The sequence below is a fragment of the Fodinibius halophilus genome, from assembly GCF_011059105.1.
Taxonomy (GTDB): domain Bacteria; phylum Bacteroidota; class Rhodothermia; order Balneolales; family Balneolaceae; genus Fodinibius; species Fodinibius halophilus.
Genome location: NZ_JAALLS010000003.1, coordinates 40,296 through 65,260 on the forward strand (window position 1 = coordinate 40,296; position 24,965 = coordinate 65,260).

Consider the following 24,965-nt stretch of genomic DNA (forward strand, 5'->3'; position numbering starts at 1 on the left):
TTCTCATCCTGGACTTGTGCTACGAAGCCATACCTACTCCAATAGGTTTTAGCAGATTTTACCTTTGCGTAGTAGTACTTGTTTCAGGGTCTCTATTAAGAGATTCGCAAAGTATCTGAAAAGCTAGAAAAAGTACCATCTTGTAGTATTAGTGCATAGGGGGACTATCAAAAAACCAAAGCAGGGGCAGGAGGATATCAGACAGCTTTAAGGATTTTTTATAACCCTGCGAGTTAAAGCAGATCCCTTTCTTCAACTCAGCATACGGTCAGACCGTGATAGAGTATCGTACCTGGACCTCCTGTATTGAACTGTTAGATCTATCGCATGAGCGAGGCGCTCGCGCTATCTGCTTAATCACAAGCAGCAAACTACGCTACAGTCCATTTACTTGCGGTATAGCTCTACCCATTAACAACGTTCGGCAAATGGCAATCGAAATACCCATCTCAAGGACAGATACCTTATTGACTACAAATAGAAAGCTACTAAGACATCACCCCTAACACCTTCACCAAATACTGGAACAGCTGGTCAAAAGTTGAACTAAACGCATCCGGCAAGTAAGGTAAGATCCAAGACAAGAGGGTAAAACCCAGTAGTAACTTTATGGGTATGGCAATAAACATAATATTAGCCTGCGGCATAACACGCGCAAAAATGGCCAAAGAAAGGTCCAGTATAAATAGGACAATCAAGAAAGGAGCAGCTATCTGAACGGCAATTCTAAATAGGTAATTTGCCACCTCCAGCATAAACGGACCAGCATATTGCAGCTCGGCCTGGTTGAGAGGAATCACCTCAAAACTTCTTGCCAATCCCTGGATATATATTTTCTCTCCATCCATCGCCAGAAACACCAACACTGCCAACATACCAAATATATTACCCACAAGATCACTCTTCTGCTGCGTCATCGTATTAACGATCTGGGCAAAACTCAGAGTTATTTTCAAACTTATCAGCTGACCCGCCATCTCAATTCCGGCAAAGACAAGCTGCCCTACCAATCCCATAGCAATACCCACCAACGCTTCGAGAACCACCGCTGTAACCAAAAACGATAGCGTAGGCTCAACCTGGCCAATAACACTTTCCGAGGGAATTACAAAGGTAAGTAAAAAACTTGTTATCAGGGCCAGAAATATTTTAACCTTCTTGGGAAAAGCCGCCGAATTAAAATAGGGGGCAGTCATAATCAAGCTACCTACCCTTACAAAAATAAGGAATACTGCCAATATGTAGCTTGTAGAAAAAAGAGACATGCGAGTGAATTAAATACTTACTATTATTTAGCAAGTTCAGGTATCATTTCGAATATACTCTGGGTAAACCCAACCGCATACTGCAACATAAAACCAAAAGAGAAAAATAAAATTATCGCAACAACCATCATTTTAGGGATATAACTAAGTGTCATCTCCTGAATTGATGTTGCAGCCTGAAAAATAGCCACAGCCAATCCTATTACCAGGGCTCCAATCATCGGTGGTGCCGAGAGGGTAACAACAGCTGTCAACATTTCTTGTAACCAATGTAAAGCAGTTTCAACATTCATTGTATTCTATATTATTAATTAAAGCTTTCTACTAGGGACTGGACCAGCAAATACCAGCCATCAGTCAAAACAAACACCAAAATTTTAAACGGCAGCGATACCAATACGGGAGGCAAAAACATAATACCCATTGATAACAGTACCGAAGCTACCACGAGATCTATCACTACAAATGGCAGGTAAATCATAAAACCAATCTGGAAAGCAATCCGCAGCTCACTCATTATAAATGAAGGAACCACCACATAGAATGGAATATCCTCAAAGTTCTGTACGGTTTCGACCTCTACCAAGTCCATGAAGAAAAGGAGTTCCTTTTCGCGTGTTTGTTTTACCATAAATTCCTTAATGGGTACCGAAGCCTCACCTAAAGCCTCCATCTGGGTAATTTCATCATTTAAATACGGCTGCACAGCCGCTTCATTCACAGCTTTAAAGGTGGGCATCATAATAAATATCGTCAGAAACAGTGCCAGCCCAATCAGCACCTTATTAGGAGGAGACTGCTGCGTACCGAGCCCCATCCGCAAGAAAAAGAACACCACAACGATACGGGTAAAGCTGGTCATCATCGTAATAAATGCAGACCCGAAAGATAGGATAGTTACCAGTATAAGCGCCTGGACGGCTACCGAAAGGTCTCCATCCTCCATGCCAAGGTCTATGGGGGTAGAGCCGGCAGCTTGAGCGAATGAGCTCAAAGGCAGCAGTAATAGCAATAGCCCTATTACTGCTACAACCTTGGCCCAAGGGTATTTCTTTAGCGTTATCATAAATTGTTTTTGAATAACTTTGCGAATATTTCGTTTCCGGCCGTTTCCTGTTCAGGCATCTGCTCAACCCATTCTACCTGCGAGTAGCGATGCAACAGGTTTACCGAACTTGACGTAACCCCTAACACCCAGATCTCGTTATTGACCTCTACAATTTGAAGCTGAGCACCTTCTCCTAACACCTGGTTGTCGATTTCACGTTGTATAACCTGGGTAGTGCTGTTGTTATCTTTTTTGTCAATCCAAAACCATATGCCCACCAGAATAAGTAACAATACCGTAAAAGTGACCATGCCATTCGTAAAAATGCTGGATGATTCCTGCTCTTCGGCACGAGCCTTGTGAGCAGGCAATCCTGTTGCTTTTACAACTGCAGTAGTATCGGTGGCCTGCTTGCTTTTAAGATACTTAGAGGCACTGGGATCAGCGTCATAATCGATATATGAAAGGGTAAACACCCAGATTAACAATAATACCGCCGACAGGCCTAATACAATCTTCAGTACTTTTTTAGGCGGTACATTTAAAGACGATAGTTTATTACGAAGATCCATTTTTTAGTTTTGCTAAACGTTTTTTAGTTGTAACGAGACTCGATATCCGAACTCCGAAATGTTCATCGATAACAACCACCTCGCCCAAAGCAATACGGTTGCCGTTTACCAACACATCTACCGGCTCACCGGCTAACTTCTCGAGTTCGATAACTGACCCCTTTGCCAACTCTAACACCTTTCCTAATGGCAGCTCAATGCGTCCCAACTCAACCGACACATCCAACTCTACATCTTTTAGCAGATCCATTTGGTGCGCACCTTCGTTTGTGCTTCCATTTTCTTCCGAAAATTCTGCAAACTCAATATGGCGGGCAGAAACAACTTCCTGCTTGTGACCTTTTTTCGACTGAGAGCCTGAATCTGATTCGGATAGCCCGCTATCATCTTCGTCATCGTCTTCCAGAGAGCTTATCTCATTTACTGCTCCATCAGCCTCTTCTTCGGGCTCTTCTTCAATTTCTTCTTTTACAATTTCGGTAGCCGGATCTCCCAGCAAGAACTCTGCCCGAACTGCTTCATCAGCAATTCCTTCGATCTCCATTTTGGTCCAGTAATATTCTTCGTGCATGAGCTCTTCTTGCATCTCTTCTTTGGAGAGCACTTGCACCTCATTGAACTCAAATTCTAAATCACGCTCTTTAGCCTCTTCAATAATAACCTTCGAGAGGTCATCAGAGAACTCTTCTAACAGCCCTATCGTCTGCTCATTTTTCTCTTTCTCTTCGACGCCAAGCATAATACTTGAAAGGAGGCCAAACCACTCTTTATCGAGTACTACGACCACATCAGAACTGCTGTTTACCTCTCGTGTATAGAGATATATATCAGTATCAGCTGAATTTTCGAGTGACGATTCATTTTCTACCCGTTCAAAGTCATCAATCTCAATATCTGTTTCTTCAAACATTAATGAGGTTAAAAACTCTTCTACAGTAGGTAGATACTGCTCTAGTGTATCTTTTGGGATATCCATAATTAAATTATATAACTTCCTGTTCGTTAATTTCTTCTATCATTTCAAATATTTTTACCGCTCGTCGGCCACGTAGCACACCGGGGTAACCCGACATTTTATGCACATTATTGACAAGGATCTCTAGTGGCTGGTCGGTACGTTGGTTAAGAGGGATCAGATCCCCTTCTTCAAGATCCATGATGTCCTTAATTGAAAGTTTCGTAGAGCCTAATAACGGCTTGATGTTTACACCAGCGTTTGAAAGGGTGTACTTATATGACTCTAACTGTTCTTCCGTTAACTTCTCAGTTTCGGTCTTCTTCCCTTTTTTCAAGACCGAATTATTCATAGCCTCTTTGAGTAAGCTGTACGGATAAGAGAGATGCACTTTAATGCTGTGGTCTTCAAATCCGATACGCAATTTCACAACAATAGTCGGATCTACAGACGCCAAATGAATATTTTCGGGTTTGCTCTCGTATGTTGCTGAGTCGATATCAAATTCCATGTACGGCTCCCAGGCAACCATTATTTCATCGTTGACCCTGTTTACAATACGGGAAATGATCTTTTCTTCAATAGTGGTAAGCGTCCTTCTTTCTGAAATATCACCTCCGTACCCACCACTTTGTCGCTCGACCAGGTGGATACAAAAAGCGGGCGGAATAACCATTATTATATTTCCCGCAAACTTCTCTACAGAAAGAAGATATATTGCGCTTGGGCTTTTTATCTTATTGAGAAATTTGTTCGCAGAAAGCTGATCAATTTTCTGTAGCGAAACATCTACCTTTTGTCGGAGTGCACTACCAAAAATCCGGCTTAAACTACGAGCAAACATATCATGGAGAGAGCGAAGATTTCGCATAATCTCCTTACTAAAAAGCTTGGGCTGCTTAAAGTCGTAAGACTCTACATATTTTACATTATTAAGCTTTTGCTCAGATTGCTGGGTTTCCATAAAATTGGGACCGCTCGGGTATTCATTAATATCATTGCATTACGTACTTAGAGTAATACAAATTGCGTACCGAACGCTTGCCAATTGCTTGATTTATTATTTGAACCAGCTCAAACCGTAACTCCTCTTTACCCTCTATGCCCTGCAGTTCTGATACAGAACGGGCCGAAAGGTATTTAATAAGGTCGTTACGAATCTTTGACTTGTTCTCTTTGATGAGCATAACTTCCTCCTTTTTAACCAGTTCAAGGGATAATTTGACCAAAAAGTACCGTTTTCCGTTGGTATTAGCCGGATTAACGATAATCTGCTCTAGCTGATATTCCCCAGATTCAGGAGGAAAAAAACCATCTATATAGCTATAAATGGCTTCATAATTATTTGAAATGATATAGTAAGAAAGAAAGGCTTGTCCGCCGATTAGTAATACAATCAGGAAATATTTTCCAATTGTTCGAAATTTTGACGCTTTTGCCTTCCGCTTCTTACTGTCAACAGAAGTGTTTTTATCTTTTTTACCTTTACCCATAACAATTCATTTTAACTCATTTACGATATTGCTATCTATTTCAGCAATAATTTCTATCATCTGCCCGTGGCAGTCGTCATTTTCGAAGGCACGTCTTCATAATACCTGACGTATATTTCAACTCTTCTATTTTTTCGCCTGCCTTCTTCGGTATCATTTGTTGTAACCGGTTTATACTCACCAAAACTACTGGCCTCAAATTTTCCCGGGGCCAGGGGAGCTTCTTTACTCATAAATTGGACAACAGAAACCGCTCTTGCAGCTCCAAGGTGCCAGTTCGAACGATACATCGAGCTACTGGCAATAGGCACATTATCGGTGTGCCCCTGCGTTTTAACCTCTCGTACTTCTCTGTTCATCACATCACTAATTTTGCCTATCACATCTTTTGCCCGCGGCAACAGCTTGGCCGAACCACTGTTAAACGTCAGCGAATCGCTGAGCGTAATCTTTACCCCATCTTCTATGCGTTGTATTTCAACTTCAGAGGAAAGCCCTTCCTCTTCCAAATACTTCTTAATCTGCTCCCATTCTTCGCGCAAGGTGTTATTACTCTGCTGCTTGCGAGAAGCATTATTTTCATTAATAACGCTTACCGACGACTGGAAGTGAGAAATAAAATTGTTGAATGTGGACTGATCGATACCGGGCGTAAGCACATACAGTAACACAAAGAACACTAATAAAAGTGTTACCAGGTCGCTGTAGGTTACGAGCCAGTTTCCATTTCCAGATTCTTGTTCAGGGTCTCCCATTCTTCATCCTGTATTTCAATCCATTGGTCATATAGTTTTTTATCTCTGTCGTTTCCGATCGAGAGTTCTTCATGGAACTTTTTATACTCGGCTCTGCTCTTAGGATCAACATGTATTAACATCTTTTTTTCCATGATACGAGGATTTTCGCCCTCCACCATTGAAAGAATACCTACTCGAAACATTTCCTTTCTATTCAGATCAAGCTTACTCAAATACTGTAGCTTGCCGGCCAAAGGCCCCAGCAGCATGTTGGCAAAGACTGTTCCATATAAGGTTGTAATTAATGCCACTGACAAGCCGGCTCCCAGCGATTCGGGATCCGATATATTTTGAAGCATCAGCACCATACCTATTACTGTTCCAATCATTCCAAAGGCCGGTGCGTACTCTGCCATCGAATCTAATACCTTAACAGATACCTTCAGCTGCCGCTCCTGGGCCTGTATCTCATCTCTGAGAATGTTAGCAAGGCTTTCCTGGTTAAATCCATCTACGGCTAACTGCATGCCATTTTTCAAAAATTCATCTTCAATATTTGCCACATCCGAATCAATTGCCAACAGACCGTCAGTCCGAATTTTTCGGGCAAACATACGCATAAGCTCCATATCTGTTCGCAGGTCTACCGACTTTGCGCTCATCATCTTTTTAATCGTTTCAAAACTGTTCTTTATGTCTTCGAAACTATAGTTAATCATGGTTGCTGCCACAATACCACCAGAAACCATCAAAAAAGATGAAAAGCTTGCAAATATGACAATATCACCCTGCAATACAATGGCTCCGATAATCAGAGTGAACCCAAGTATAAAACCGATATTTGTTGATCTATCTAACATGTGCTTATTATCGACATGTACGACTAAAACTTAACAGTGAAATTTATTTTCACGAGATACCCCAGATAGAGTACTTGGAGCGAAGTTTTGGTCAACAAAAAAGGGAGGGACTCATCATTTCTAACCCAATATTTTAAAACCAGGCTAGTCGTTAAGGTCGGGATTTATAACTTATCAGTCTACTTTACATAAAAAAGAGACGCCCCGAACTTATATCTAATAACAAGGTTATCGAATATAAGAACGAGGCGCCTGCTTATGGGGATTTTTTACCGTCTGCTAATTATCGTTTCAAGTTCACTGCCTCCGTAAGCATCTCATCTGAAGTACTTATCACTCGTGCACTGGACTGATAAGCACGCTGGGCAGTAATCATCTCAGTAAACTCCTGTGCAAGGTCTACATTGGACCCTTCAAGAGCACCGGAACTAATATCCGTATTCGAAAAATTAGCTGCTGAGTCTACAAAAACTTCTCCTGCAGCAGAAGTTGCCTGAAACAGACCTCCGCCTACCATTTCCAAGCCGCCTTCGTTCTGTACATCAGCAAGAGCAATCTGGGCAAGATCTTTATTCTGTCCATTATCATAAACACCCTGCACACGCCCCTCACCATTAATACGCACATCAACGAGTGAACCTTGCGTATAGCCGTCTTGGCTTAGAACCTTTGCCGTATTACTACCGGCATATTGGGTAAACGAAGTCCCTTCGCTATTGCCTAACTTACCTTCAAAGCTCATAGTGCCGGCTCCATTTCCGGGCTCAAACTCGATATTAAAGGTATCCCCGGATGTGACTTGTCCCATTTCATCAAATGTTACCGTCCCGGTAGCGCCGCTATTTATAGTTTCACCATCAGCAAACTGCGCATCATACTCCCAGGTATTCTCGGCAGTTTGTGTAAAATCAAGCAACAGAGAATGCTCTTGACCTAGATCATCGTACACGGTGGTACTCATGGTCTGCGTCTTGGTATTCCCTTCCTGTGAAATCTGGAAGCCGGGGAAATTGAATGTACCCGAACCACCACTCACTGATACCGAATCGATATTCAGATCGCTGTCTCCCAGGTTATCAGACTTGAGTTCGAGCATACCGTCAACAAGACGCAACTGTCCATCAAGGTCGGCGTCAGAATCAATAGCTGAATTAAGACCACTAAGCATATCACCTACACTATCTCCCGATGAGTAACTATAACTAACCGAGGTAGTGGTAGAACCACCATTTGAAGTCATGTTCAATGTTACGGTCTCACCACCGGTTAACCCTGAGGTTTGGCTAAGATCTGAAATATCCGTACTCGTTTCGGCGAGGTCACCGCTACTATCCGTAAAGGCACTTTGTGCCGTAATTGTTTGTCTGGTACTGGTATCGGCATTCAGGTTCCCGCCCAAGTTCACTTCCGAGGTCTTTTGAGGAGCCAGAGCATTTTCAAAGTCAATCTGCACATTATCAGTAGCTCCTCCACCCAGAATATTACCGGACTTGTTCGCATTATACCCCTGTACATAATTACCAGAGGAATCAACCAGGTTCCCATTCTTATTAAAGGTAAAGTTACCGGCTCGGGTCATCAGATCCTGACCTCCGGAGTTAACTAAAAAATATCCATCACCCTGGAGCGCCAGATCAGTAGCTTTTCCGGTATTTTGAATAGTACCCTGGCTAAAATCACGATCTACAGAAGCAACACTAACGCCCAACCCTACTTGGTTGCTTAACGAAGGTGCGGAATCTCCCCCACTGGACCCTCCAATATTTTCGTTCATAAGCTCCGAAAATGTAACATTTGAAGATTTAAAACCGGTCGTATCAACATTCGCAATGTTATTACCGATTGTATCCATTTTGGTTTGAAATCCCTTCAAACCACTTACCCCTGCATTTAAAGACTTAATTAAAGACATATTGTACTCCTTATTTGGTTATAAGTGGCAGCCTAAAAACGTCCACTGCCTTATTTATTAAATTGATTATTTGTATTACTCATTTATGATTAAGAACTCTGGTTCCCTACGGTTTCGATATTACCAATAGGCACTTCTACTCCATCAACTGATATCAGTACACCATCACCGCTAAATCGAATTCTATTTGCAGTACCTTCGGTAAACATCCGTGATTTCACACTATTATCACCGTTAGTGGCTTTGATCTCAACGTTGTACTGGCCTTCAGCTACACTGCGGCCGTCGTTATCTCGGCCGTCCCAGGTCCAACTATTCTCGCCGCTCGATCCGCCATTCAAACTTTCTGTTCTAACGGTACTGCCTGATGCATCTTTGACGACAATCTCAACATTCTCTGCATTGTTATTCAATTCAAAATTAACATCCGCACTGCCACCGGCATCGAGATTAACTTTGTTACTTAAGGCCCGCACATTTTTACCCGTCAGGGAAGCGGCCATAGAGTTTGTCATTTCAACCCGCATCATTTCCTGGGTATCTTTTAATGATGAGATCCCTTTGTTAACTCCTACCAGCTGCTCTACAGAGTTAAACTCTGCCAGCTGTGAAGCAAACTCTTTACCGTCCATTGGATTAATTGGGTCTTGGTTTTTCATCTGGGCAACCAACAGTTTCAAGAACTGGTCTTGCCCCAGCTTTTTATTACCGCCTGCTGATTGTTCTTGCCCTATAAATGATGATTGGGCACCTAATTGACTTACATCCATAACTATTTACCTCTATTGTTTTTTAAGCTGTCCATTCCATTTTGTTGTAACCAAAATTCCGGACAGAGTTCAGAGTTACCTGCTCGGCCTTTTCTGATGTCAATTCATTGTTTGAAAAATTATTCTGATAGCCCTTTTTGTTATTTGAAGAACTGGAATCTCCTGAAAACTCTGAAGAGTTTTCACCTTCATTACTTTCGAACTGCAGATCAATCTCAGTACCAAACTCCTGCTTCAGATGTTCACGAATCTGTTGCAAATTTTGCTGTAGCAACTTACTCAAATCCATATTCAATGATCCCATCCTCACTTGTAATACCCCTTTCGATTCACGAACCGAAAGTTGAATTTTTTTACCGTCATCAAGCATAAAATTATGCTTCTGCCACTGCTGTGGGGTTTTCTTAGCTTCTGATGCGGCTTTCATTACGCTTTTCGTTAATCCCGATACAATATTTTTACGAAGCGATGCATTAGCAATTGGCATCTGGTTTAACCGCATGGTCGCAGTATTAGCAGCCTTTTTACTGCCTTCTTCATCTTCCTTCCCACCTACCGATTTACCGCTTTTCTGCTCTTCCCACATAATCTGTTGGCTATCAAAAGAGAAAGAAGAATCAGTCGAACTTACAGTTGAAGGGTCCGTAACTGCAGAGGGAGCATCAGCTGCTGCTGAACTACCCATTCGTCCCATCCCCATTCGCATAGTACTACCGGGATCAGGAAGACGTTCATTTTTCAAATTTTTAGAGCCGGATTTATCCTTTTTGCTCATTTTCTCTACCTGCATACTCTTCATCTCAAATCCTTTTTCAGAAATACCGCCTGCTGTGTTTTGCTGAAAAAAGTTATTAATCAGCTTTCTCTGCTTCTCAGTCAGCTGAACCTTATTATCTTTGTTACCAGATTCAGCAGCCTGTTTAGGCTCTTGCCCTGTAGCAGTAGATTCTTTCTTACTTTTTGGGGAATTCTGATCTTGCCCCATTGAAGCTTTTTGAGCAGTCTTTATATTCTGGTCCTGTCCCAAAGGAGTTTTTTGAGCAGTCTTTAAATTTTGCTCCTTCCCGGCAACTGATGATTCTTCCTTGGTATTCTTGGGAACCTGCTCATTTACAACCTTCCCATTTTCTCCGGTAGACTTCTCCTGTTGCTTTGTTAAGCCAATATTAGACTCAACAACTTTTGCATTCTTTTGTCCCCCGTCATTCTTAAACGTGGCCGTATCATTCGTAGCAATACGGTTTGCGTCACTTTTTTCAGCCGCTGTCGTTACTGTCTTTGGAGACTTTCCAGCTTCGTCAGAATCATTATTTTGTGGAACCGGCTGACTATTATTTGTTTTAGTTTCAGTTCCCTTTTGTGGTTTAATATCGCTTGCCACTTTACCTTCTGCCTTAACAGAAGTACGGTTCGAAGCAGCTTTATTCTCACCGGAAGCCTCTTTCGATTTAGAAGCTTCTGCTTCTGAATCTACTTGCTTGGCTTCTGCCCGAGTTTCTACTTCCTTTGTAGTAGCATTTTGCTTGGTTGAGGCCCTCGCCTGTTTTAATTTACTTTTGCCAGTATCAGAAACTTCCTGCGAGGTTTGGGTATCACCGCCTTTATTCGGCAATACCTTGGCAGACTTCTTCTCAGCAGTTTCTTTTGAGCTGCTACTTTCAGTCGAACTTCCTGCTGCTACTGTTTTACCAGTATCACTTCCTAATTGCTGAACCCTATTCTTAGCACTGTCTGTGGTACTACTTTGCGATTCTCCTTTTTCGCTACCTGCCGAGGTTAATTCCTTATTAGTAGTAGTATTTTCTGCTTTACTGCTGTCGGTTGTTTTCTCTTTGTTATTTTCTGCAATTTCTTTGAGCTCTGATACAGGCTCACTCACTTTCTTATTGGAGTCCGCCTTTTGGGCTTTGCCTTCTGTATTCTGTGTATTCTCGTTGTTTATTTTGGCTTTATCACCTGTATGCTGGGCATTCTCACTATCTGTTTTGGCTTCCGCCGTCGCTTTCCCATCACTATCTAACACCACCTGTTGCCCTTGCCCCCCTTCTGGGGTATTCTCAGAACCTGAGGATTCTACCTTTTGTCCACTTCCGGGAACTTGTTTCTCGGTAGCCGTAATTATGGGACCACCCTTCAGTAACTGTGCTTTATCTGCTGGGCCACTCTCGGTGTTAACAGTAGAGAATGAACCTCCAAGAATATGTCGTACACCGGTCTGCTTCGAGTTTCGTTTAGAACTATCGCCGTTGGCAGCAACGCTCAACAGGTTCTGCTTCTTGCCGCCCGAACCATTTGATTGTAAAGACTGCAGCAACGACTTAAACATCTTAGGTGATGCGGTTTTACCTCCATCGGCATTACTTTCTGATGTTTGTGATGCCGCTTCTTTACCGTTAGCCGACTGTGAAATTAATTTACTTATCATTATTACATAACCTCCGTCATAAGTTTAGCAGCACGCTTAGATTGCAATGTGCGCAATAATTTTTTCCGTTGTCGCGAACTTCCGCCCTGATAAAGGCGAACCAGCTCATTATCACTCAATTCATTTATGATAGGTGCTAAATTTTCATCGTCTAAACTCAATAAGCTCTTTACATTTTCTGCAAACTCTTTGCCACTTATTGCATCTTCCTCCGATTTTTCTGATTGCGCCTCGGCGATACTGTCTTGCAGTGCCAGTTCTTGCCGTAACAGCTGAAGACTATCATCCTTTGTAGTTAATAGGGTCTTCAAAGAATCGTTTTCGATAGTCAGTGAATCAATTTTACCCTTTAATAAGGCAATAGTGGTTGTATCTGCTTTTGATCTCTCATTTAACATTTGAGAATCTTTGCCGATACTATCTATATCATCGTTGATGTCATTTGTCGAATTAGCACTAACAGGATTATCGGAAGCACTGCTATCAATAATTGCCGGTGTATCCTTATACTTTTCGGCAATTTCTTCGTACTGCTGCTCATTGATATAGGGGAACAAGAAATAGATAACCACCATCAACGGTATTATCGGCCCAAGAATAAAAGCAGCTATTTTAAGTATCTTCTTTACCATCGGTACAATTATTTACTATAAGATTGCGTAGCGATTTCATCCATCATCTTTCGCTGTTGCCTAGAAAGCTTCTCCAGGAATAACTCATGCTCTTCTTCCTTAATTTTTTCCATAATGTGTCGCTTCTTGTGCACCTCAGCTAATTTGTCTCGCTGTTGCTCTATCGCATTTTCAACAATTCTTAAATTGCCATTCAGCTTTTCTACCTCTTTATGTATAGAGTTTATATATCGGCGGTGCCTTTTCAGATCATGGAGATTATGAAAATCTTTACTGTCTGCAGTACCCAGGTGAGCTTGTAACTTTTCTTTCAGCTCTTGCTTCTTTTTAGCAATAATCTTTTTCTGGGATAACTTCTCAGCAAGCTTCTGCTTCTGAATCTTTTCTTCATGTTTCCGGACTTTTAATACCGGCTCTAAGGAAAAATCAAATTTCATATTCTTAAATACCTCTTCTATTCAACGATCTTTTTAATTGCGTTCCACAAATCAATTTCGAAGTCCACTTCTGTTATATCTTGTATCAAAAATGATTCCAAATCTTCTCTTTTCGCAATTGCTTTATCAATTTTGGGATTTGACCCTTCCACATAAGCCCCGATATTGATCAGATTTTCAGCCTCTCGGTAAGTCGTTATCAGGTCACGAACCTGACCGGCCAAATCGCGTTGTTCTTTTGTTACAATACTGGGCATAACACGCGAAATACTTTCTGGAACATCAATAGCAGGATAGTGATTCTTATGGGCTAATCGCCTTGAGAGCACGATATGGCCATCTAAAATCGACCTAACAGCATCAGCAATAGGCTCATTCATATCGTCACTATCCACCAGTACTGTATATATTCCTGTGATACTTCCACTGCCTGTTTTACCTACTCGTTCCAGGAATTTTGGGAGCATAGAAAACACACTCGGGGTGTATCCTTTGGTTGTTGGGGGCTCCCCTGTAGCAAGCCCAACTTCTCTTTGAGCCATTGCCACACGCGTTACGGAATCCATCATCAAAAGGACATTTTTTCCTTGCTCACGGAAATATTCCGCAATTGAAGTAGCTGTATAGGCTGCTTTAATTCTGCTCATTGCAGACTTATCTGATGTTTCTGCCACTACTATTGACCGTTCCAGCAGCTCGTCATCAAGTGTTTCATCCAAAAACTCCTGTACCTCACGCCCACGCTCACCAATAAGTGCAATAACATTGATATCCGCATCAGAATGCTTGGCAATCATTCCTAAGAGCACACTCTTACCCACCCCGGAACCGGCAAAAAGCCCTACACGCTGCCCTTTTCCAATGGTGTTCAATCCGTCTATAGCTCTAATACCGGTAGCCATGATCTCATCAATAGGCTCCCGTTCTACCGGAGAGGGGGGATCATTATGCACGGGCTGATGATCGCTACACAGCATAGGTCCCTTTTGGTCAATAGGGTCGCCGTTGGCATCCACTACTCGACCTAACATTTCCGGACCTACCGATACCGTTAGCGATTGCCCCATATATTCCACCTTACATCCCGATCGCATTCCTTTGATCTGATCGTAAGGCATTAATAATGCTTTATGGTCTTTCAGCCCTACTACTTCGGCCGGAATAACAGTGCCCATAATCGTTTCTATGCCGTAAACTTCTCCCACACTGGCATGCAAGCCCGTACACTCGATAATGGTACCTACGATAGAGGCTACTTTGCCATACCGCTTACTTTTATGGGGATGGTCACGAAGCTCTTCGCGAATACGTCCAATATGGTTTGATATTTGATCGACAGAATTCATTTCCATGAGGGCAGTGATAAGTTTTCTCTGAAATCATTTAACATCTCTTTAAATCGATATACGACCATCTTTTTATCCGTTTCAAACTCAAACTCCCCCGGATTGCAATCTTCACTAACCCGAATAGTTAAGGTGGCTTCGGGTGCATACTTTTCTACCAATTCTTCTACAAATTTGTAATCACTTTCGCTTACACGAACAAGAGGCTTAATCTCTTCTTCGGCACCATGCAATAACACTGAGAGTTCCTCTTCCAGTGATTCTCTTATTGCAGGGTTTTCAACGGGCAACCCTACAATCTCTTCCACAATCTCGAACACGAGATCGAGCAAACCGGGATTTAACGCTTCGTGCCTGGCATGCCACTCCATATGAGCTTTTTCAAACATCATTTCAAGCTGCTGTTCTTTCTGCTTGAACTCTTTTTCGGCCTGCTCATACCCCTGTTGTTTTCCTTGTTCTACTCCTTTAGAAAAAGCAGCAGCCCGCGATTTTTTTATTCGCTCTTTCCATTTCTGGTCACGTTCCCGGAGCAACTCTTTAACATCGACCTGTTGCTGCTGGGGTTCATCAGTTTCGTTTACACCCTCTTGTACCAACGGGTCTGTTTTAAAACTTTCGGCTTCCTCAAAGGCAACCTGGTAATCCAGCTGATTGTCATCATCTTCATACCAGCTAACCTGGTCGGTATTAAATATTTTTTGGTCTTCCATAAATTACTCGACAATCTCTTCTTCAGACATTTTCCGCGTAGTAATCTGGCCATCTTCCTCGAGCTGTTTGATCTTCCTTATAATCTGTGTTTGGGCTTCCTTAACATCCTTAAGCGGCACTGGGCCTAAAGCATCCATATCTTCCTGCAGCATACCGCCGGCACGGTCAGACATGTTATTGAGGAACTTGTTTTTGACCTCGTCATCAACACCTTTAAGCCCCATAACAAGATCGCTTTTTTCCATCTCGTTAATAATAACCTGGACAGTACGGTCGTCGAAGTGAACGATATCTTCGAAGAGGAACATCTGTTGCTTAATATCATCGGCCATTTGCGCATCTTTGCCTTCAATAAAGCCTAGCACATGGCGCTCTACCGAGATATCAGCTTCATTAAGAATTTGAGCCACAGCACCTGTTCCACTCCTAAGCCTGTCACCAGCGGCATACATACCTCCCATCTGCTCTTTAATAACTTCCTCAATCTCTTCAATCACCTCGGTTGATATTTTTTCCATAGACGACAGACGATATACCACCTCGGCCTGTAGTTCTTCATCAAGATGTCCCAATACTTCGGCGGTCTTCTGCTCTTCGAGCTGTGAAAAAATAAGGGCAACTACCTGGGGATGTTCCTTTTCAAGGAAGGAGGTAATCTGTGAAATCTTACTTTCCTGAAAATCGGCAAAAGCTGTTGAGTTTGAAGTTGCTTTCAACTTTTGACGAACCTTCTCAGAATCTACACTGTCACCCAGTTCTTCTAATAATTGGTTGGCATAGTCGGCTCCGCCTTCGAGCATAAATGAATCTCTCGTCATGATCCGATAATACTCACTCATCACCGAATCAACAACGATAGGCTTAATATTCTCCATGTTGGCTATAGCCAGTGTAATAGATTCAATCTCATCTTCTTTGAGATATTTCATCATTTCACCGGCCGTTTTCGTGCCAATATTGGTGATAAATATCGCCGCTTTCTGGGCACCCGTTAGCTCGTCGGGATCGTCAATAACGGGGCCATCTTTTTTTGCTTTAGCCATAACTTGCTATTCTTCGTCGTTCAAAATTAACATTGCACGTACCACTTTCGCTGCCTTGGAAGGTTTTAATTCTACCATATTCACTATCTCTTCCAGGTCATAGTTACTCTCTTCGAGAGCGGGTACTTCTTCATTTTCCTCACTGTCAATAAGATCCTGCAGTTCCTCTTTGCTCATACCTTCAACCTGTTCTTCATTGGAGTTGCCTGTTACCACCTCTGGTCCAGCGCCGGTCGTTGAACCCAGAATCAGGTTTTGCTTACCGGTAGCTTGTTTACGGAGACTATTCAACAGCCAAACAACAATTCCAAGAGCAATCAGTATCAATCCCCACCTAAAGGTTCTGCTCCATGGCCAAGGGTTCTGTACACCGCCACCGGGTGATAAGTTATTGGGATTCCAAAATTCAACCTGCTTTATAGTAATATTATCACCTCTTTTTGCTTGAAGACCTAAAGCAGACTTCAACACTTCTCTAAACTCGTTTAATTCTTCCTCGCTGTAGGGTTTGCTTTCCCAAACGGTTTCACCTTCTTCTGTTTCTGTTTTTACCCTTTTATGATTTAATAGCACCGAGGCACTGATGTTACTTATTTCGCCTTTGGCTTTCTTATACACTTCTTTGGTTTTACTAACCTCATAATTTCGTGTTCGTGAGGATACTTCGTCCTCATTTGTTGATGTCACTGCTGTTTCTCCCCGATCTTCAACGGGCGTAAACTCATCAATTGGAACAACCTCAGAGCCTTCCTGAGTGTGGACCTCCTCATTCTTCTGCTCAGAAATCAGCGTTCGACTCTCCGGATCAATATTGTTGGATTCGCGAACCAAGCTGTCAAAGTTCTGTTCCACAGCTACACGCAAAATGCTATTGCCGGGGCCTAGTACTCTATCCAACATCGACTGTCCGCGTTCGGTAAGATAATTTTCTGTTTTCCGTTCCGACTTCAACCAACTGTCTTCTGCAGCTGCCCCGTTTTCCCCTTTCGCATCTGTGGTAAGACGATTTCCAGCATGATCTACAATAGTCACATCAGCGGCCTTAAGACCTACAACACTTCCTGATATTAATGATGTAATACCATCTACCCGTTGCTTGGTAAGCTTTTCTCCGCTTCGAAGAGTAAGCAATACCGATGCCGATGCTTTCACGGTCGTTTCTTCAAAGGGAGATCGTTCGGGCAACACCAAGTGAACCCGGGAAGACTCAACCTGTTTTAGCGAATTAACAGATTTCGACAACTCTCCCTCCAGGGCCCGCCTGTTATTAAGCTGTTGCATATAATCGGTCATTCCCAAAGAGTTCGAATCAAAAAGCTCATACCCCTTCATATCTGACTGGGGAGCTCCCAGGGGAGCTAATTCAAGACGAAGCTTGTCAACCTTGTCGTTTTCGACATAGATCGACTGCCCGCCATTTTCGAGCTTATACTGTACCCCGCGCTCATCAAGCGACTGTGTGATTTCTTGGGCGGCATCTTGCTTGAGCGATCCGAATAAAAGGGTGTAGCTTGGACGCAGGGTCCAATAAAATAATGTCCCCACAAGTACAAGAATAGACACTGCTAACCCAAAGAAAAGGGTACGCTGAGCCGGACTTAGTGGATCGAGAAACTCTTTTATTTTGTCTGTGATAGAATTCATTTATTCCTAATACCTTATATTTGCATGCGACTTACTTCCTGATAGGTCTCAACAGCCTTGTTTCGAACCTCTACCATAAGGTCGAAACTTAGCTTGGCACGCTGCATAGAAATCATAACATCATGCACATTATCCGACTCCCCGGAGATAAATTTTTGCACCTCCTTGTCTGAAGTCTTCATGGTCTCATCAACACTGTTAATAGCATCAGTTAACACATTAGCAAATGATGCCTTATCACCCTTTTCGGTCTGGATCTCTTGGCGTTCCGGTGACAGCTCAATCTCATTTGCTTGCTTAATTATTTCACTAGCTTGTATACCTTCAATCATACTATCTGGAAATTATCTGGGTTCACATTTCATCTTTTATTGGATACAGAAAACTATGTGCCGACAACTGAATTTATATTCGCATTGAACGTTTCATAATCTGCTTTTCCGCTTCAATACTGCTTAGGTTCGCCTCATACAACCTGTTGGCACTTACCATATTGGTCATCTGCTCAATCATGTCGATATCGGGATATTGAACCATCCCATCTTTATCGGCATCAGGATGCTGGGGATCATACTCAGATCGAAAGCTATTACTCTCGGCTACCTCATATGATGGACCTAAACCTTGTGGCGTTTGTTGTTGCCTCGAAGGCATTGCCGCTGATAAATGGCGGCCATCTGTTTTCCGCATGGAACTGACACTATTACGTAATACATTTTTAAAATTAGTGGGCTCTGGCCCTCGTGCCCGTACCGTCTGTGGACGATAACTGGCACCATTCTTAGTAGAACTGGAGTTAATATTTGCGATATTTCGTGATGCAACATTAATACGCTCGCGCTGCATCGAAAGGCCTTGAGCCGCTGTCTGAAATGCTGTTGAAATTCTATCGGGTAACATAATTCTAATACTTTATGATTAACGTGTAGTACTTGTAATACCTGTTTTTAACATATCGTAATGGTGGCGAAGAGAACGAGTAACAAGCTGTACCCTCATTTGGGTATCAGCCATCTCTATTAATTCATTCTCGAGCACAACGTCGTCTCCGGTATCTCTGATGGTGGGCGTCATATTATTAACATCCGCACCTTTTGCTCGTACTTGGCGCAACTCCTCTTCGAAAGGCACCTCGTGCCGGCTATAGCCGGGAGAATCGATATTGGCAATATTCGAAGATGTAACACGCTGTCGCAGCGTATAACTGTCCATCGCTTGGGCCAATAATTGACTATGTCCACTATCAATTAAATTCATATGGAACTCATTAAATTGATTGTTGCTGTTTTTACTTAACTAGTTAATTTTTTTTCGGAACATTTTTCGTCACACAATAGTATTAGTGTGTGTTATACAGTAGGCAATAGCTATGCCAGATCATTATTTCACACCAATCGCTATCTGACGGGCTTTAGAATCGTTGGATTTTCACAAAGTAGGGGCAGAAATAACCGTTCGGCAGGTAAATTTTTCCTGACTGGTATTTTTCCAACTATTCTATTTAAGATTTGCATAACCTCGCTGATAATAGAAAAGGATAAAATGTAGCCCCTCAGATAACTTATAAAATGAGATTTCCATTGGCATGGAGATCTCAACTAGATTTAATATTATGGTCCAAACACAAAATGCTATCGAACTATCAGGCTTGATGGAAGAAACTGATAATAATGAGCCTAGCTTTATTATTGATATCGACAATAGAAAGGTTTGCGAGGTCAACGATAAAGCTATTGCACTATGTAATAATCATAACCCTGTTGGGGAAAAGCTTAACTCGATCCTTCACATTGATAAAGCAATAGGTCGAGATACATCTCCGGCCTTTTTTAATGGCGAATGGTTTTGCCTGGAACAAGAAACCTTGTTGTGGAATGGCAGCCCGCATATTAAAGTACTTTTAAAAGAGCGTGAGGAGATCCCCAGTATTGAAGCCATGCAATCTTTGAAAAAGATGGTTGGGTTTTTATTACATCGCATTCGTTCTCCCCTGACCGGGATCCAAGGCTACACCGGGATGATAGCCAATCAAGTTGAACAACAGCAGAATCAACGATATCTAAATCAAGTTGATAAAGGAATTGATCAACTCTTTGACATTCTGGATGAACTTGAATCGCTGGAAGAAATTTCACTTGATCCGGTAGCATTGGACAACCATTCTTCGAATCCCGAAAAGGTGATAAATGATATCTTATCAGGATACTCCGAAGCACGTAGAGATAAAATCACATTTGCTGCATCATCAACTAATAACGTACGCTGTAACCCGGGCGATTTGCAACGTATTCTTTCCATTCTGATTTCAAATGCTGTTGAACACGCCCCTATTGAGAAACACCGTATTTCAATTTCACAGCCTTCTGCCCACTCAATAAAGATTTCTCACAACGGTAATCCCATTCCAAAATCGATTGCAAAAGAGTTGTTTCACCCGTTTGTAACAACAAAAGCACAAAAGATGGGTATTGGTCTTACCATGGCCATGTTATATGCCAAGCGATACCGGGGCTCAATCTTTTTAACAGATAACAATCCATTCCGCGAAGTTTCATTTACCCTTTGTTTGCCACCTACCTCGGCACCATATAAAGTTTCTTTGTAAGATCAGACCATCAGCCCTTGGGCTGGCAACTTTCTTTTGATTACAAAAACCTCTTGCCTATCCAGTAAGAGGTTTTTTATGAGCCATACATATTAAATAACATCAGATTGTCCTGCAGCAGTCAGCAGTTCAATGATAAGTACTGGCTCCTCCTCCGTAAAAAAAGTTTACCCAACAATACTATCAGAGCTTGGTATTTAGGAGTCATGATTTATCCTATCCGGAGACATCCTTTATTTATGCCCCGTTGTGATGGTAAATACACGGTTCAAATTTGTTGTTGATAACAAAGATATACTTTTCTCTCCTCGGACTGGCCGTTTGGGCGAATAGCTACGGGGTACCCGCTGAAAATCCTACTTATGCGATACTTGTCTCCCCGGTAGCTTATTTTCTTACATCCACTCTTTATTGCTGGTAATCGATCAACGAAACCTCTCCCTTAAAGTCCAATTGCAAGAATTGATTTAGATGAACCTATTCAAACCACTTGTGACTCGTCTGTCTGTTGAACACCAGGAGCGGCGCCCAACAGATTCTGGCCATAGAGAATTTGGGGTATGGTCGACGGGACAGGCAATTGCTCAACAGAAAGCCCGAAGGGATCATCACTGGTCTTATTACAAAGATATCAGTACAACTTACGTCTGCCCCAGCCGGAGAACGGTGTCCCCCCCCCGGATAATAGCAAATTCGATATGCATCTTAGTTTCCTTCGGTGAGTGGTGGGGACAGACAATATATAATGTAAACAAGCCCAATGGTACCGAGCTCGTATTTATCTAAGGCTTTGTACTTTCTCCCAGCATTTTAGCAATCTGGTCTTTTAGCAACAGGTGGGTAAGTGGTTTGGGGACAAAGCCCAGGCCTTGTCGCAGAATAGCATCAATACGCTGTTCATCGTTCTCAGTTGAAACCACAATAGCAGGAATATGCTGAAAGTCGGGGTGGTCATGGACATAGTCTAACATATCCAGGCCGTCCATTACCGGCATATAGATGTCTACCAGCATCAGGTCTACATCTTTTTTCTCGAGTACTTTGATGCCCTCCTTGCCATTTTCAGCTTCGTAAATTTCATTAACTTTGAAATCCATCTCAACAGACAGTACCGTATTTTTAAGTACCACCCGCATGGTAGGATCGTCTTCAACTATTAGGACATTAATATCCATTACACAGTACCTCGCGTACAGTTATTATTTACATCACAATTCTAAACTACTACAAAAAGAAGGCAACTAACAGAGCTATTACTGAAATAGCAATAGCACTCCCTGACAAGATAGTAAAAGTATCTCTTCTTTTTTTCTCTGCATACATATCAGATAAAACCGAGGCTACCAGTGGAAAATTAACGCTAAGCCCTTCAAACTTCTCGGTTGAAAAAAACGTTGTTATCTCTCCCTTTTCATTTTTGTAGCTGTACTTTTTATTAAAGTGATAGAAGATACGACCAAAAATCATATCCTTTTCAACTCCACAAGCCTCTGCTACTTCTTCGACCTCTATAGGTACGCGTATACGTGCGATCCTATCAGGTTCTTTTTTAGCGTACCTTCGGAACTCGTCATAATACCTATAGTATATATCTTCGAGTATCTCGAAGTCGGTTGGAATGTTATCCATGTTATTTCATTTTTATTATAATTTGTCTTGCTGATATAACAATACCAGCAATTATTCTTTATTACCCGTAAAGAAAAGACAAACACTTGGTGCAACAGTAACACAATTACACCATCCCAAACTACTATTAATATCAGGGAAAAAAGAGACCTTCTTAATTCTCAATTCTGAAGGTAACAGGTAAAGAGTATTTAACTTTTACCGCTTTCCCACCTTGTTGACCAGGAGTAAACTTAACATCCTTAATAGCATCAATTGCAGCTTCACCACAACCGCCGCCAATACCTTTCAGTACTTTGGGATCCTGAACGTCTCCATTTTCATCTACAATAACTTGCAGATAAACACGTCCGGAAATTCCTTTTCTTCGCGCTTCTTTAGGGTAGTCTATTTCTTTATACAGTGCTGGTAGTCCGCCTTTAATTTCCGGCATCTTATCTACTACGGTATACACCTTATCGTCTTGTGCATTTACCGTTGTAGGATTAATCAGCGACCCCACCAAAAAGAGGGCTACCCCTAGTATTATACTTATTCCTAATTGTCGTTTGATATTTTTATATGTACTCATCATAACAGTATTTGTTATTTGTTTAAAATTAGCATGTTTAAATTTCTCCAAAAGGGAGTAAGTTGAAATATTCTTTATTCTCGTTTTTGACTTCGAAAGTTTGTTCGATGGAGTAAACGGCCTCATCATTAGAATCCGTTGAAATTAGTATCAAAATCCGAATAATCTCCATTACCATTGGCACCGTTCGCTCCATTCGTGTGCTGCTTTTGGGGCTCATCATATCCTGCATCAAAGTCATCATTCAATGAACCATTTCCATTATTGCTTCCAGCGGCATCAGAAAAACCATTATCCGACATACCGTCATTATGGTCCATACTAGCTGCTGTCTCTTCCTCAACTCCGGCCAGCTCTATGAGGCTATCCACAATACTGGTTAACTCATTGGCTTGTGATGAAAGCTGCTCTGCAGAGCTTGCAGACTCTTCGGAACTGGATGCATTACTCTGTACATTTTGATCCAGTTCATTCATTACAGAATTCATCTCCTCAATACCTTTCTGCTGTTCCGTAGAAGCCGCAGAAATTTCTGTTACAAACGTATTGACGTTATCAACACTTTCCTGGATTTTTTCCAGATTTTCGGATACCTCATTAGCAACCTGGGCTCCACGCTCCGAACTTTCTTGTGAGCTTTCGATAAGCTCTGAGGTGTTTTTTGCTGCCTCAGCACTGCGTTGGGCCAAATTGCGAACCTCTTCGGCCACTACGGCAAAGCCCTTTCCGGCCTCACCAGCTCGTGCTGCCTCAACTGCAGCATTTAATGCCAGCAGGTTTGTCTGGAAGGCGATATCATCAATTGTTTTAATAATCTTGGAAGTCTCCAGAGACGATTCTTTAATTTCTTCCATCGCCTCATCCATACGTTCCATGGCTTCAACACCACTTTGTACACGTGGTTTGGCCTCTTTCATTGCCACCTCAGCCTGCTGCGCATTTTGTGCAGTTTGCTTAGACTGTGCCGACATCTCTTCAAGCGAAGCGGTGGTTTCTTGTAACCCTGCTGCCTGCTGGTTTGAACTTTCTGCCAACGTCTGACTGGCTTCACTCATCTGCACGGCCGAATCGTTAACCTGAGTAGCCCCTGAAGACAATCGCTCAATAATTGCACAGAGAGCATGGGAGACCGACTCGCTCATGAAAAATCCGAATAGAATTGCTCCTATAACCGCCACAACAACACCAATACTTAAAAACCAAATGGAACCGCTGACCGTAGCCTTTGTTAACGTTCCCTGTTCTTCTGCCCACTTCTTGGCCTTATCAGACAGCGTGCGCGAATTATTAATAATCTCATCATATGCAGTAAGCTGAACCTTTTCTTGCTGATCTACGGTTTGGCGAGCTGAAATCATCGCTTTAACCGTTCCGACATTATCATTCAGTACAGCCAGTGCAATGCTCAGTAACATATCCCCTTGCGGGTCGGTAACACCTTCATACAACTCCCCCAGATCAGTGCGTAGCTTATCAAAGTTACTAGCGAGGTTAGATAACTGATCCGAATTATTCAGAGCTTCGGATTGCCAGAGCTTGTTCATATTGTTTAAGAAACGCTTTGTAATATCATCAGCCTTGGCCAATTTCTCTTGGGCTTGCTGTATCGCTTGCGCATCATTCAAACTTTTTATGTTGGATGATGTAATAGAAGCATATTCGTCCATATTCGTTACAAACTCCTGCGAACCGGAAGCGGTATTTTTACGATATCCTGATAGCTCCTTTATTGCACTATTAAATAGTGTTACAGACTCACGGTAACTGGCATATGCTGTTTCTATACTGGAAATGCCTTTTTTGAACTCCTTAATTTCATACTCTTTTGCCAGCTTTTTTCCTCTATTAATCTCACTGCTTACGCCATCCAACTGACTTACTGCAGTCTTATACAACGTATCATCATAGGTAGCACTATAGCGAGATAGATTATTTCCAACCTTTCGCATATCAGTCTCAATGGAATTAGATATATCCCATTCGGCTAAATTTACTTTCGTTAGCTGATCGGTATAATTATTTATCGTATTCAGGGATATTACCGCAGCCAACCCTACTAAAAAGGTCATCAAAGAACCGCCTGCGACGATAATAAGAATTCGCTTTCCAATCGTACGGCTTTCATTTCCATATCTTGCTACTAAGTCTCGAACTAGGCTTTTTATATAGTTCATACCATTTGTGTTAACTATTTAAAGAGGATACTGAATATTCTTTCTGCTTTTGTTACTGCTAACTTCAGGAAATCATATTTCAATGATTTCAATCAAGTCTATCATACATTCTAAGTGTTATTATCGGTTCTTT

At 42.0% G+C, this 24,965-nt stretch carries 26 protein-coding genes; 1 reads left to right on the forward strand and 25 read right to left on the reverse strand.

Annotated features, from left to right (window positions below; translation table 11 throughout):
* Window positions 1-488: 488 nt before the first annotated feature.
* From fliR to G3569_RS03490, 21 genes are all read right to left on the reverse strand, one after another.
* On the reverse strand, window positions 489-1,265 hold the full coding sequence (fliR, locus tag G3569_RS03390; protein ID WP_165266098.1) for a flagellar biosynthetic protein FliR: 777 nt from the start codon (window positions 1,263-1,265) through the stop codon (window positions 489-491).
* A gap of 23 nt (window positions 1,266-1,288) precedes the next feature.
* Window positions 1,289-1,558: a flagellar biosynthetic protein FliQ gene (locus G3569_RS03395; RefSeq protein WP_165266100.1), complete on the reverse strand. Its 270-nt coding sequence runs from the start codon at window positions 1,556-1,558 to the stop codon at window positions 1,289-1,291.
* A gap of 14 nt (window positions 1,559-1,572) precedes the next feature.
* Window positions 1,573-2,331, reverse strand: coding sequence for a flagellar type III secretion system pore protein FliP (gene fliP, locus G3569_RS03400; RefSeq protein ID WP_165266102.1), 759 nt, complete (start codon window positions 2,329-2,331; stop codon window positions 1,573-1,575).
* The gene (locus tag G3569_RS03405) at window positions 2,328-2,885 is read right to left on the reverse strand and encodes a flagellar biosynthetic protein FliO (RefSeq protein ID WP_165266104.1); all 558 of its coding nucleotides are present in this window, start codon (window positions 2,883-2,885) and stop codon (window positions 2,328-2,330) included. The genes fliP and G3569_RS03405 overlap by 4 nt, the downstream gene beginning before the upstream one ends.
* Window positions 2,872-3,861, reverse strand: coding sequence for a flagellar motor switch protein FliN (gene fliN, locus G3569_RS03410; RefSeq protein ID WP_205720013.1), 990 nt, complete (start codon window positions 3,859-3,861; stop codon window positions 2,872-2,874). The genes G3569_RS03405 and fliN overlap by 14 nt, the downstream gene beginning before the upstream one ends.
* A gap of 7 nt (window positions 3,862-3,868) precedes the next feature.
* Window positions 3,869-4,804, reverse strand: a complete 936-nt coding sequence (locus G3569_RS03415; RefSeq protein WP_165266106.1) for a flagellar motor switch protein FliM — start codon at window positions 4,802-4,804, stop codon at window positions 3,869-3,871.
* 31 nt (window positions 4,805-4,835) lie between these two features.
* The gene (locus G3569_RS03420) at window positions 4,836-5,333 is read right to left on the reverse strand and encodes a flagellar basal body-associated FliL family protein (RefSeq protein ID WP_165266108.1); all 498 of its coding nucleotides are present in this window, start codon (window positions 5,331-5,333) and stop codon (window positions 4,836-4,838) included.
* A gap of 56 nt (window positions 5,334-5,389) precedes the next feature.
* Window positions 5,390-6,088, reverse strand: a complete 699-nt coding sequence (locus G3569_RS03425; RefSeq protein ID WP_165266110.1) for an OmpA/MotB family protein — start codon at window positions 6,086-6,088, stop codon at window positions 5,390-5,392.
* A complete protein-coding gene (locus G3569_RS03430) occupies window positions 6,043-6,930 on the reverse strand; it encodes a motility protein A (protein WP_165266112.1) in 888 nt (295 codons plus the stop codon). The genes G3569_RS03425 and G3569_RS03430 overlap by 46 nt, the downstream gene beginning before the upstream one ends.
* Before the next feature lie 283 nt (window positions 6,931-7,213).
* Window positions 7,214-8,842, reverse strand: a complete 1,629-nt coding sequence (gene flgF / locus G3569_RS03435; RefSeq protein WP_165266114.1) for a flagellar basal-body rod protein FlgF — start codon at window positions 8,840-8,842, stop codon at window positions 7,214-7,216.
* An 89-nt stretch (window positions 8,843-8,931) separates the two neighbouring features.
* Window positions 8,932-9,612 (reverse strand): flagellar hook assembly protein FlgD, encoded by a 681-nt coding sequence (locus tag G3569_RS03440; protein ID WP_165266116.1) that lies wholly within the window; start codon window positions 9,610-9,612, stop codon window positions 8,932-8,934.
* Window positions 9,613-9,634: 22 nt separating this feature from the next.
* Window positions 9,635-12,037, reverse strand: a complete 2,403-nt coding sequence (locus G3569_RS03445; protein ID WP_165266118.1) for a hypothetical protein — start codon at window positions 12,035-12,037, stop codon at window positions 9,635-9,637.
* Window positions 12,038-12,039: 2 nt separating this feature from the next.
* Window positions 12,040-12,669: a hypothetical protein gene (locus G3569_RS03450; protein ID WP_165266120.1), complete on the reverse strand. Its 630-nt coding sequence runs from the start codon at window positions 12,667-12,669 to the stop codon at window positions 12,040-12,042.
* A gap of 8 nt (window positions 12,670-12,677) precedes the next feature.
* Window positions 12,678-13,106, reverse strand: coding sequence for a flagellar export protein FliJ (gene fliJ, locus G3569_RS03455; RefSeq protein ID WP_165266122.1), 429 nt, complete (start codon window positions 13,104-13,106; stop codon window positions 12,678-12,680).
* A gap of 17 nt (window positions 13,107-13,123) precedes the next feature.
* Window positions 13,124-14,458 (reverse strand): FliI/YscN family ATPase, encoded by a 1,335-nt coding sequence (locus tag G3569_RS03460; RefSeq protein ID WP_165266124.1) that lies wholly within the window; start codon window positions 14,456-14,458, stop codon window positions 13,124-13,126.
* Window positions 14,449-15,165: a FliH/SctL family protein gene (locus tag G3569_RS03465; RefSeq protein ID WP_165266125.1), complete on the reverse strand. Its 717-nt coding sequence runs from the start codon at window positions 15,163-15,165 to the stop codon at window positions 14,449-14,451. Before G3569_RS03465 ends, G3569_RS03460 begins: the two co-directional genes overlap by 10 nt.
* Before the next feature lie 3 nt (window positions 15,166-15,168).
* On the reverse strand, window positions 15,169-16,209 hold the full coding sequence (fliG, locus tag G3569_RS03470; protein ID WP_165266127.1) for a flagellar motor switch protein FliG: 1,041 nt from the start codon (window positions 16,207-16,209) through the stop codon (window positions 15,169-15,171).
* Between the two features lie 6 nt (window positions 16,210-16,215).
* Window positions 16,216-17,853 (reverse strand): flagellar basal-body MS-ring/collar protein FliF, encoded by a 1,638-nt coding sequence (fliF, locus tag G3569_RS03475; protein ID WP_165266129.1) that lies wholly within the window; start codon window positions 17,851-17,853, stop codon window positions 16,216-16,218.
* A 14-nt stretch (window positions 17,854-17,867) separates the two neighbouring features.
* On the reverse strand, window positions 17,868-18,185 hold the full coding sequence (gene fliE / locus G3569_RS03480; protein ID WP_165266131.1) for a flagellar hook-basal body complex protein FliE: 318 nt from the start codon (window positions 18,183-18,185) through the stop codon (window positions 17,868-17,870).
* 73 nt (window positions 18,186-18,258) lie between these two features.
* Entirely contained in the window at window positions 18,259-18,753 is a 495-nt protein-coding gene (locus G3569_RS03485; RefSeq protein ID WP_165266133.1) for a flagellar basal body rod protein FlgC, read from the reverse strand.
* Window positions 18,754-18,771: 18 nt separating this feature from the next.
* The gene (locus tag G3569_RS03490; RefSeq protein WP_165266135.1) at window positions 18,772-19,110 is read right to left on the reverse strand and encodes a flagellar basal body rod protein FlgB; all 339 of its coding nucleotides are present in this window, start codon (window positions 19,108-19,110) and stop codon (window positions 18,772-18,774) included.
* Between the two features lie 355 nt (window positions 19,111-19,465).
* On the opposite strand from G3569_RS03490, the gene G3569_RS03495 reads away from it, so the two are divergent.
* Window positions 19,466-20,458: a sensor histidine kinase gene (locus G3569_RS03495; RefSeq protein WP_165266137.1), complete on the forward strand. Its 993-nt coding sequence runs from the start codon at window positions 19,466-19,468 to the stop codon at window positions 20,456-20,458.
* Window positions 20,459-21,240: 782 nt separating this feature from the next.
* Here the strand turns inward: G3569_RS03495 and G3569_RS03500 are convergent.
* The 4 genes from G3569_RS03500 to G3569_RS03515 form a co-directional block, all read right to left on the reverse strand.
* Entirely contained in the window at window positions 21,241-21,633 is a 393-nt protein-coding gene (locus G3569_RS03500; protein WP_165266139.1) for a response regulator, read from the reverse strand.
* Window positions 21,634-21,682: 49 nt separating this feature from the next.
* Window positions 21,683-22,087, reverse strand: coding sequence for a hypothetical protein (locus G3569_RS03505; protein WP_165266141.1), 405 nt, complete (start codon window positions 22,085-22,087; stop codon window positions 21,683-21,685).
* A gap of 154 nt (window positions 22,088-22,241) precedes the next feature.
* Window positions 22,242-22,661, reverse strand: a complete 420-nt coding sequence (locus G3569_RS03510; protein ID WP_165266143.1) for an energy transducer TonB — start codon at window positions 22,659-22,661, stop codon at window positions 22,242-22,244.
* Window positions 22,662-22,786: 125 nt separating this feature from the next.
* A complete protein-coding gene (locus G3569_RS03515) occupies window positions 22,787-24,832 on the reverse strand; it encodes a methyl-accepting chemotaxis protein (RefSeq protein WP_165266145.1) in 2,046 nt (681 codons plus the stop codon).
* Between the last annotated feature and the right edge of the window lie 133 nt (window positions 24,833-24,965).

Coding starts and splice junctions, on each gene's coding strand:
- fliR (WP_165266098.1), bottom strand. CDS start 1,265: ATGTCTCTTTTTTCTACAAGCTACATATTGGCAGTATTCCTTATTTTT.
- G3569_RS03395 (WP_165266100.1), bottom strand. CDS start 1,558: ATGAATGTTGAAACTGCTTTACATTGGTTACAAGAAATGTTGACAGCT.
- fliP (WP_165266102.1), bottom strand. CDS start 2,331: ATGATAACGCTAAAGAAATACCCTTGGGCCAAGGTTGTAGCAGTAATA.
- G3569_RS03405 (WP_165266104.1), bottom strand. CDS start 2,885: ATGGATCTTCGTAATAAACTATCGTCTTTAAATGTACCGCCTAAAAAA.
- fliN (WP_205720013.1), bottom strand. CDS start 3,861: ATGGATATCCCAAAAGATACACTAGAGCAGTATCTACCTACTGTAGAA.
- G3569_RS03415 (WP_165266106.1), bottom strand. CDS start 4,804: ATGGAAACCCAGCAATCTGAGCAAAAGCTTAATAATGTAAAATATGTA.
- G3569_RS03420 (WP_165266108.1), bottom strand. CDS start 5,333: ATGGGTAAAGGTAAAAAAGATAAAAACACTTCTGTTGACAGTAAGAAG.
- G3569_RS03425 (WP_165266110.1), bottom strand. CDS start 6,088: ATGGGAGACCCTGAACAAGAATCTGGAAATGGAAACTGGCTCGTAACC.
- G3569_RS03430 (WP_165266112.1), bottom strand. CDS start 6,930: ATGTTAGATAGATCAACAAATATCGGTTTTATACTTGGGTTCACTCTG.
- flgF (WP_165266114.1), bottom strand. CDS start 8,842: ATGTCTTTAATTAAGTCTTTAAATGCAGGGGTAAGTGGTTTGAAGGGA.
- G3569_RS03440 (WP_165266116.1), bottom strand. CDS start 9,612: ATGGATGTAAGTCAATTAGGTGCCCAATCATCATTTATAGGGCAAGAA.
- G3569_RS03445 (WP_165266118.1), bottom strand. CDS start 12,037: ATGATAAGTAAATTAATTTCACAGTCGGCTAACGGTAAAGAAGCGGCA.
- G3569_RS03450 (WP_165266120.1), bottom strand. CDS start 12,669: ATGGTAAAGAAGATACTTAAAATAGCTGCTTTTATTCTTGGGCCGATA.
- fliJ (WP_165266122.1), bottom strand. CDS start 13,106: ATGAAATTTGATTTTTCCTTAGAGCCGGTATTAAAAGTCCGGAAACAT.
- G3569_RS03460 (WP_165266124.1), bottom strand. CDS start 14,458: ATGGAAATGAATTCTGTCGATCAAATATCAAACCATATTGGACGTATT.
- G3569_RS03465 (WP_165266125.1), bottom strand. CDS start 15,165: ATGGAAGACCAAAAAATATTTAATACCGACCAGGTTAGCTGGTATGAA.
- fliG (WP_165266127.1), bottom strand. CDS start 16,209: ATGGCTAAAGCAAAAAAAGATGGCCCCGTTATTGACGATCCCGACGAG.
- fliF (WP_165266129.1), bottom strand. CDS start 17,853: ATGAATTCTATCACAGACAAAATAAAAGAGTTTCTCGATCCACTAAGT.
- fliE (WP_165266131.1), bottom strand. CDS start 18,185: ATGATTGAAGGTATACAAGCTAGTGAAATAATTAAGCAAGCAAATGAG.
- G3569_RS03485 (WP_165266133.1), bottom strand. CDS start 18,753: ATGTTACCCGATAGAATTTCAACAGCATTTCAGACAGCGGCTCAAGGC.
- G3569_RS03490 (WP_165266135.1), bottom strand. CDS start 19,110: ATGAATTTAATTGATAGTGGACATAGTCAATTATTGGCCCAAGCGATG.
- G3569_RS03495 (WP_165266137.1), top strand. CDS start 19,466: ATGGTCCAAACACAAAATGCTATCGAACTATCAGGCTTGATGGAAGAA.
- G3569_RS03500 (WP_165266139.1), bottom strand. CDS start 21,633: ATGGATATTAATGTCCTAATAGTTGAAGACGATCCTACCATGCGGGTG.
- G3569_RS03505 (WP_165266141.1), bottom strand. CDS start 22,087: ATGGATAACATTCCAACCGACTTCGAGATACTCGAAGATATATACTAT.
- G3569_RS03510 (WP_165266143.1), bottom strand. CDS start 22,661: ATGATGAGTACATATAAAAATATCAAACGACAATTAGGAATAAGTATA.
- G3569_RS03515 (WP_165266145.1), bottom strand. CDS start 24,832: ATGAACTATATAAAAAGCCTAGTTCGAGACTTAGTAGCAAGATATGGA.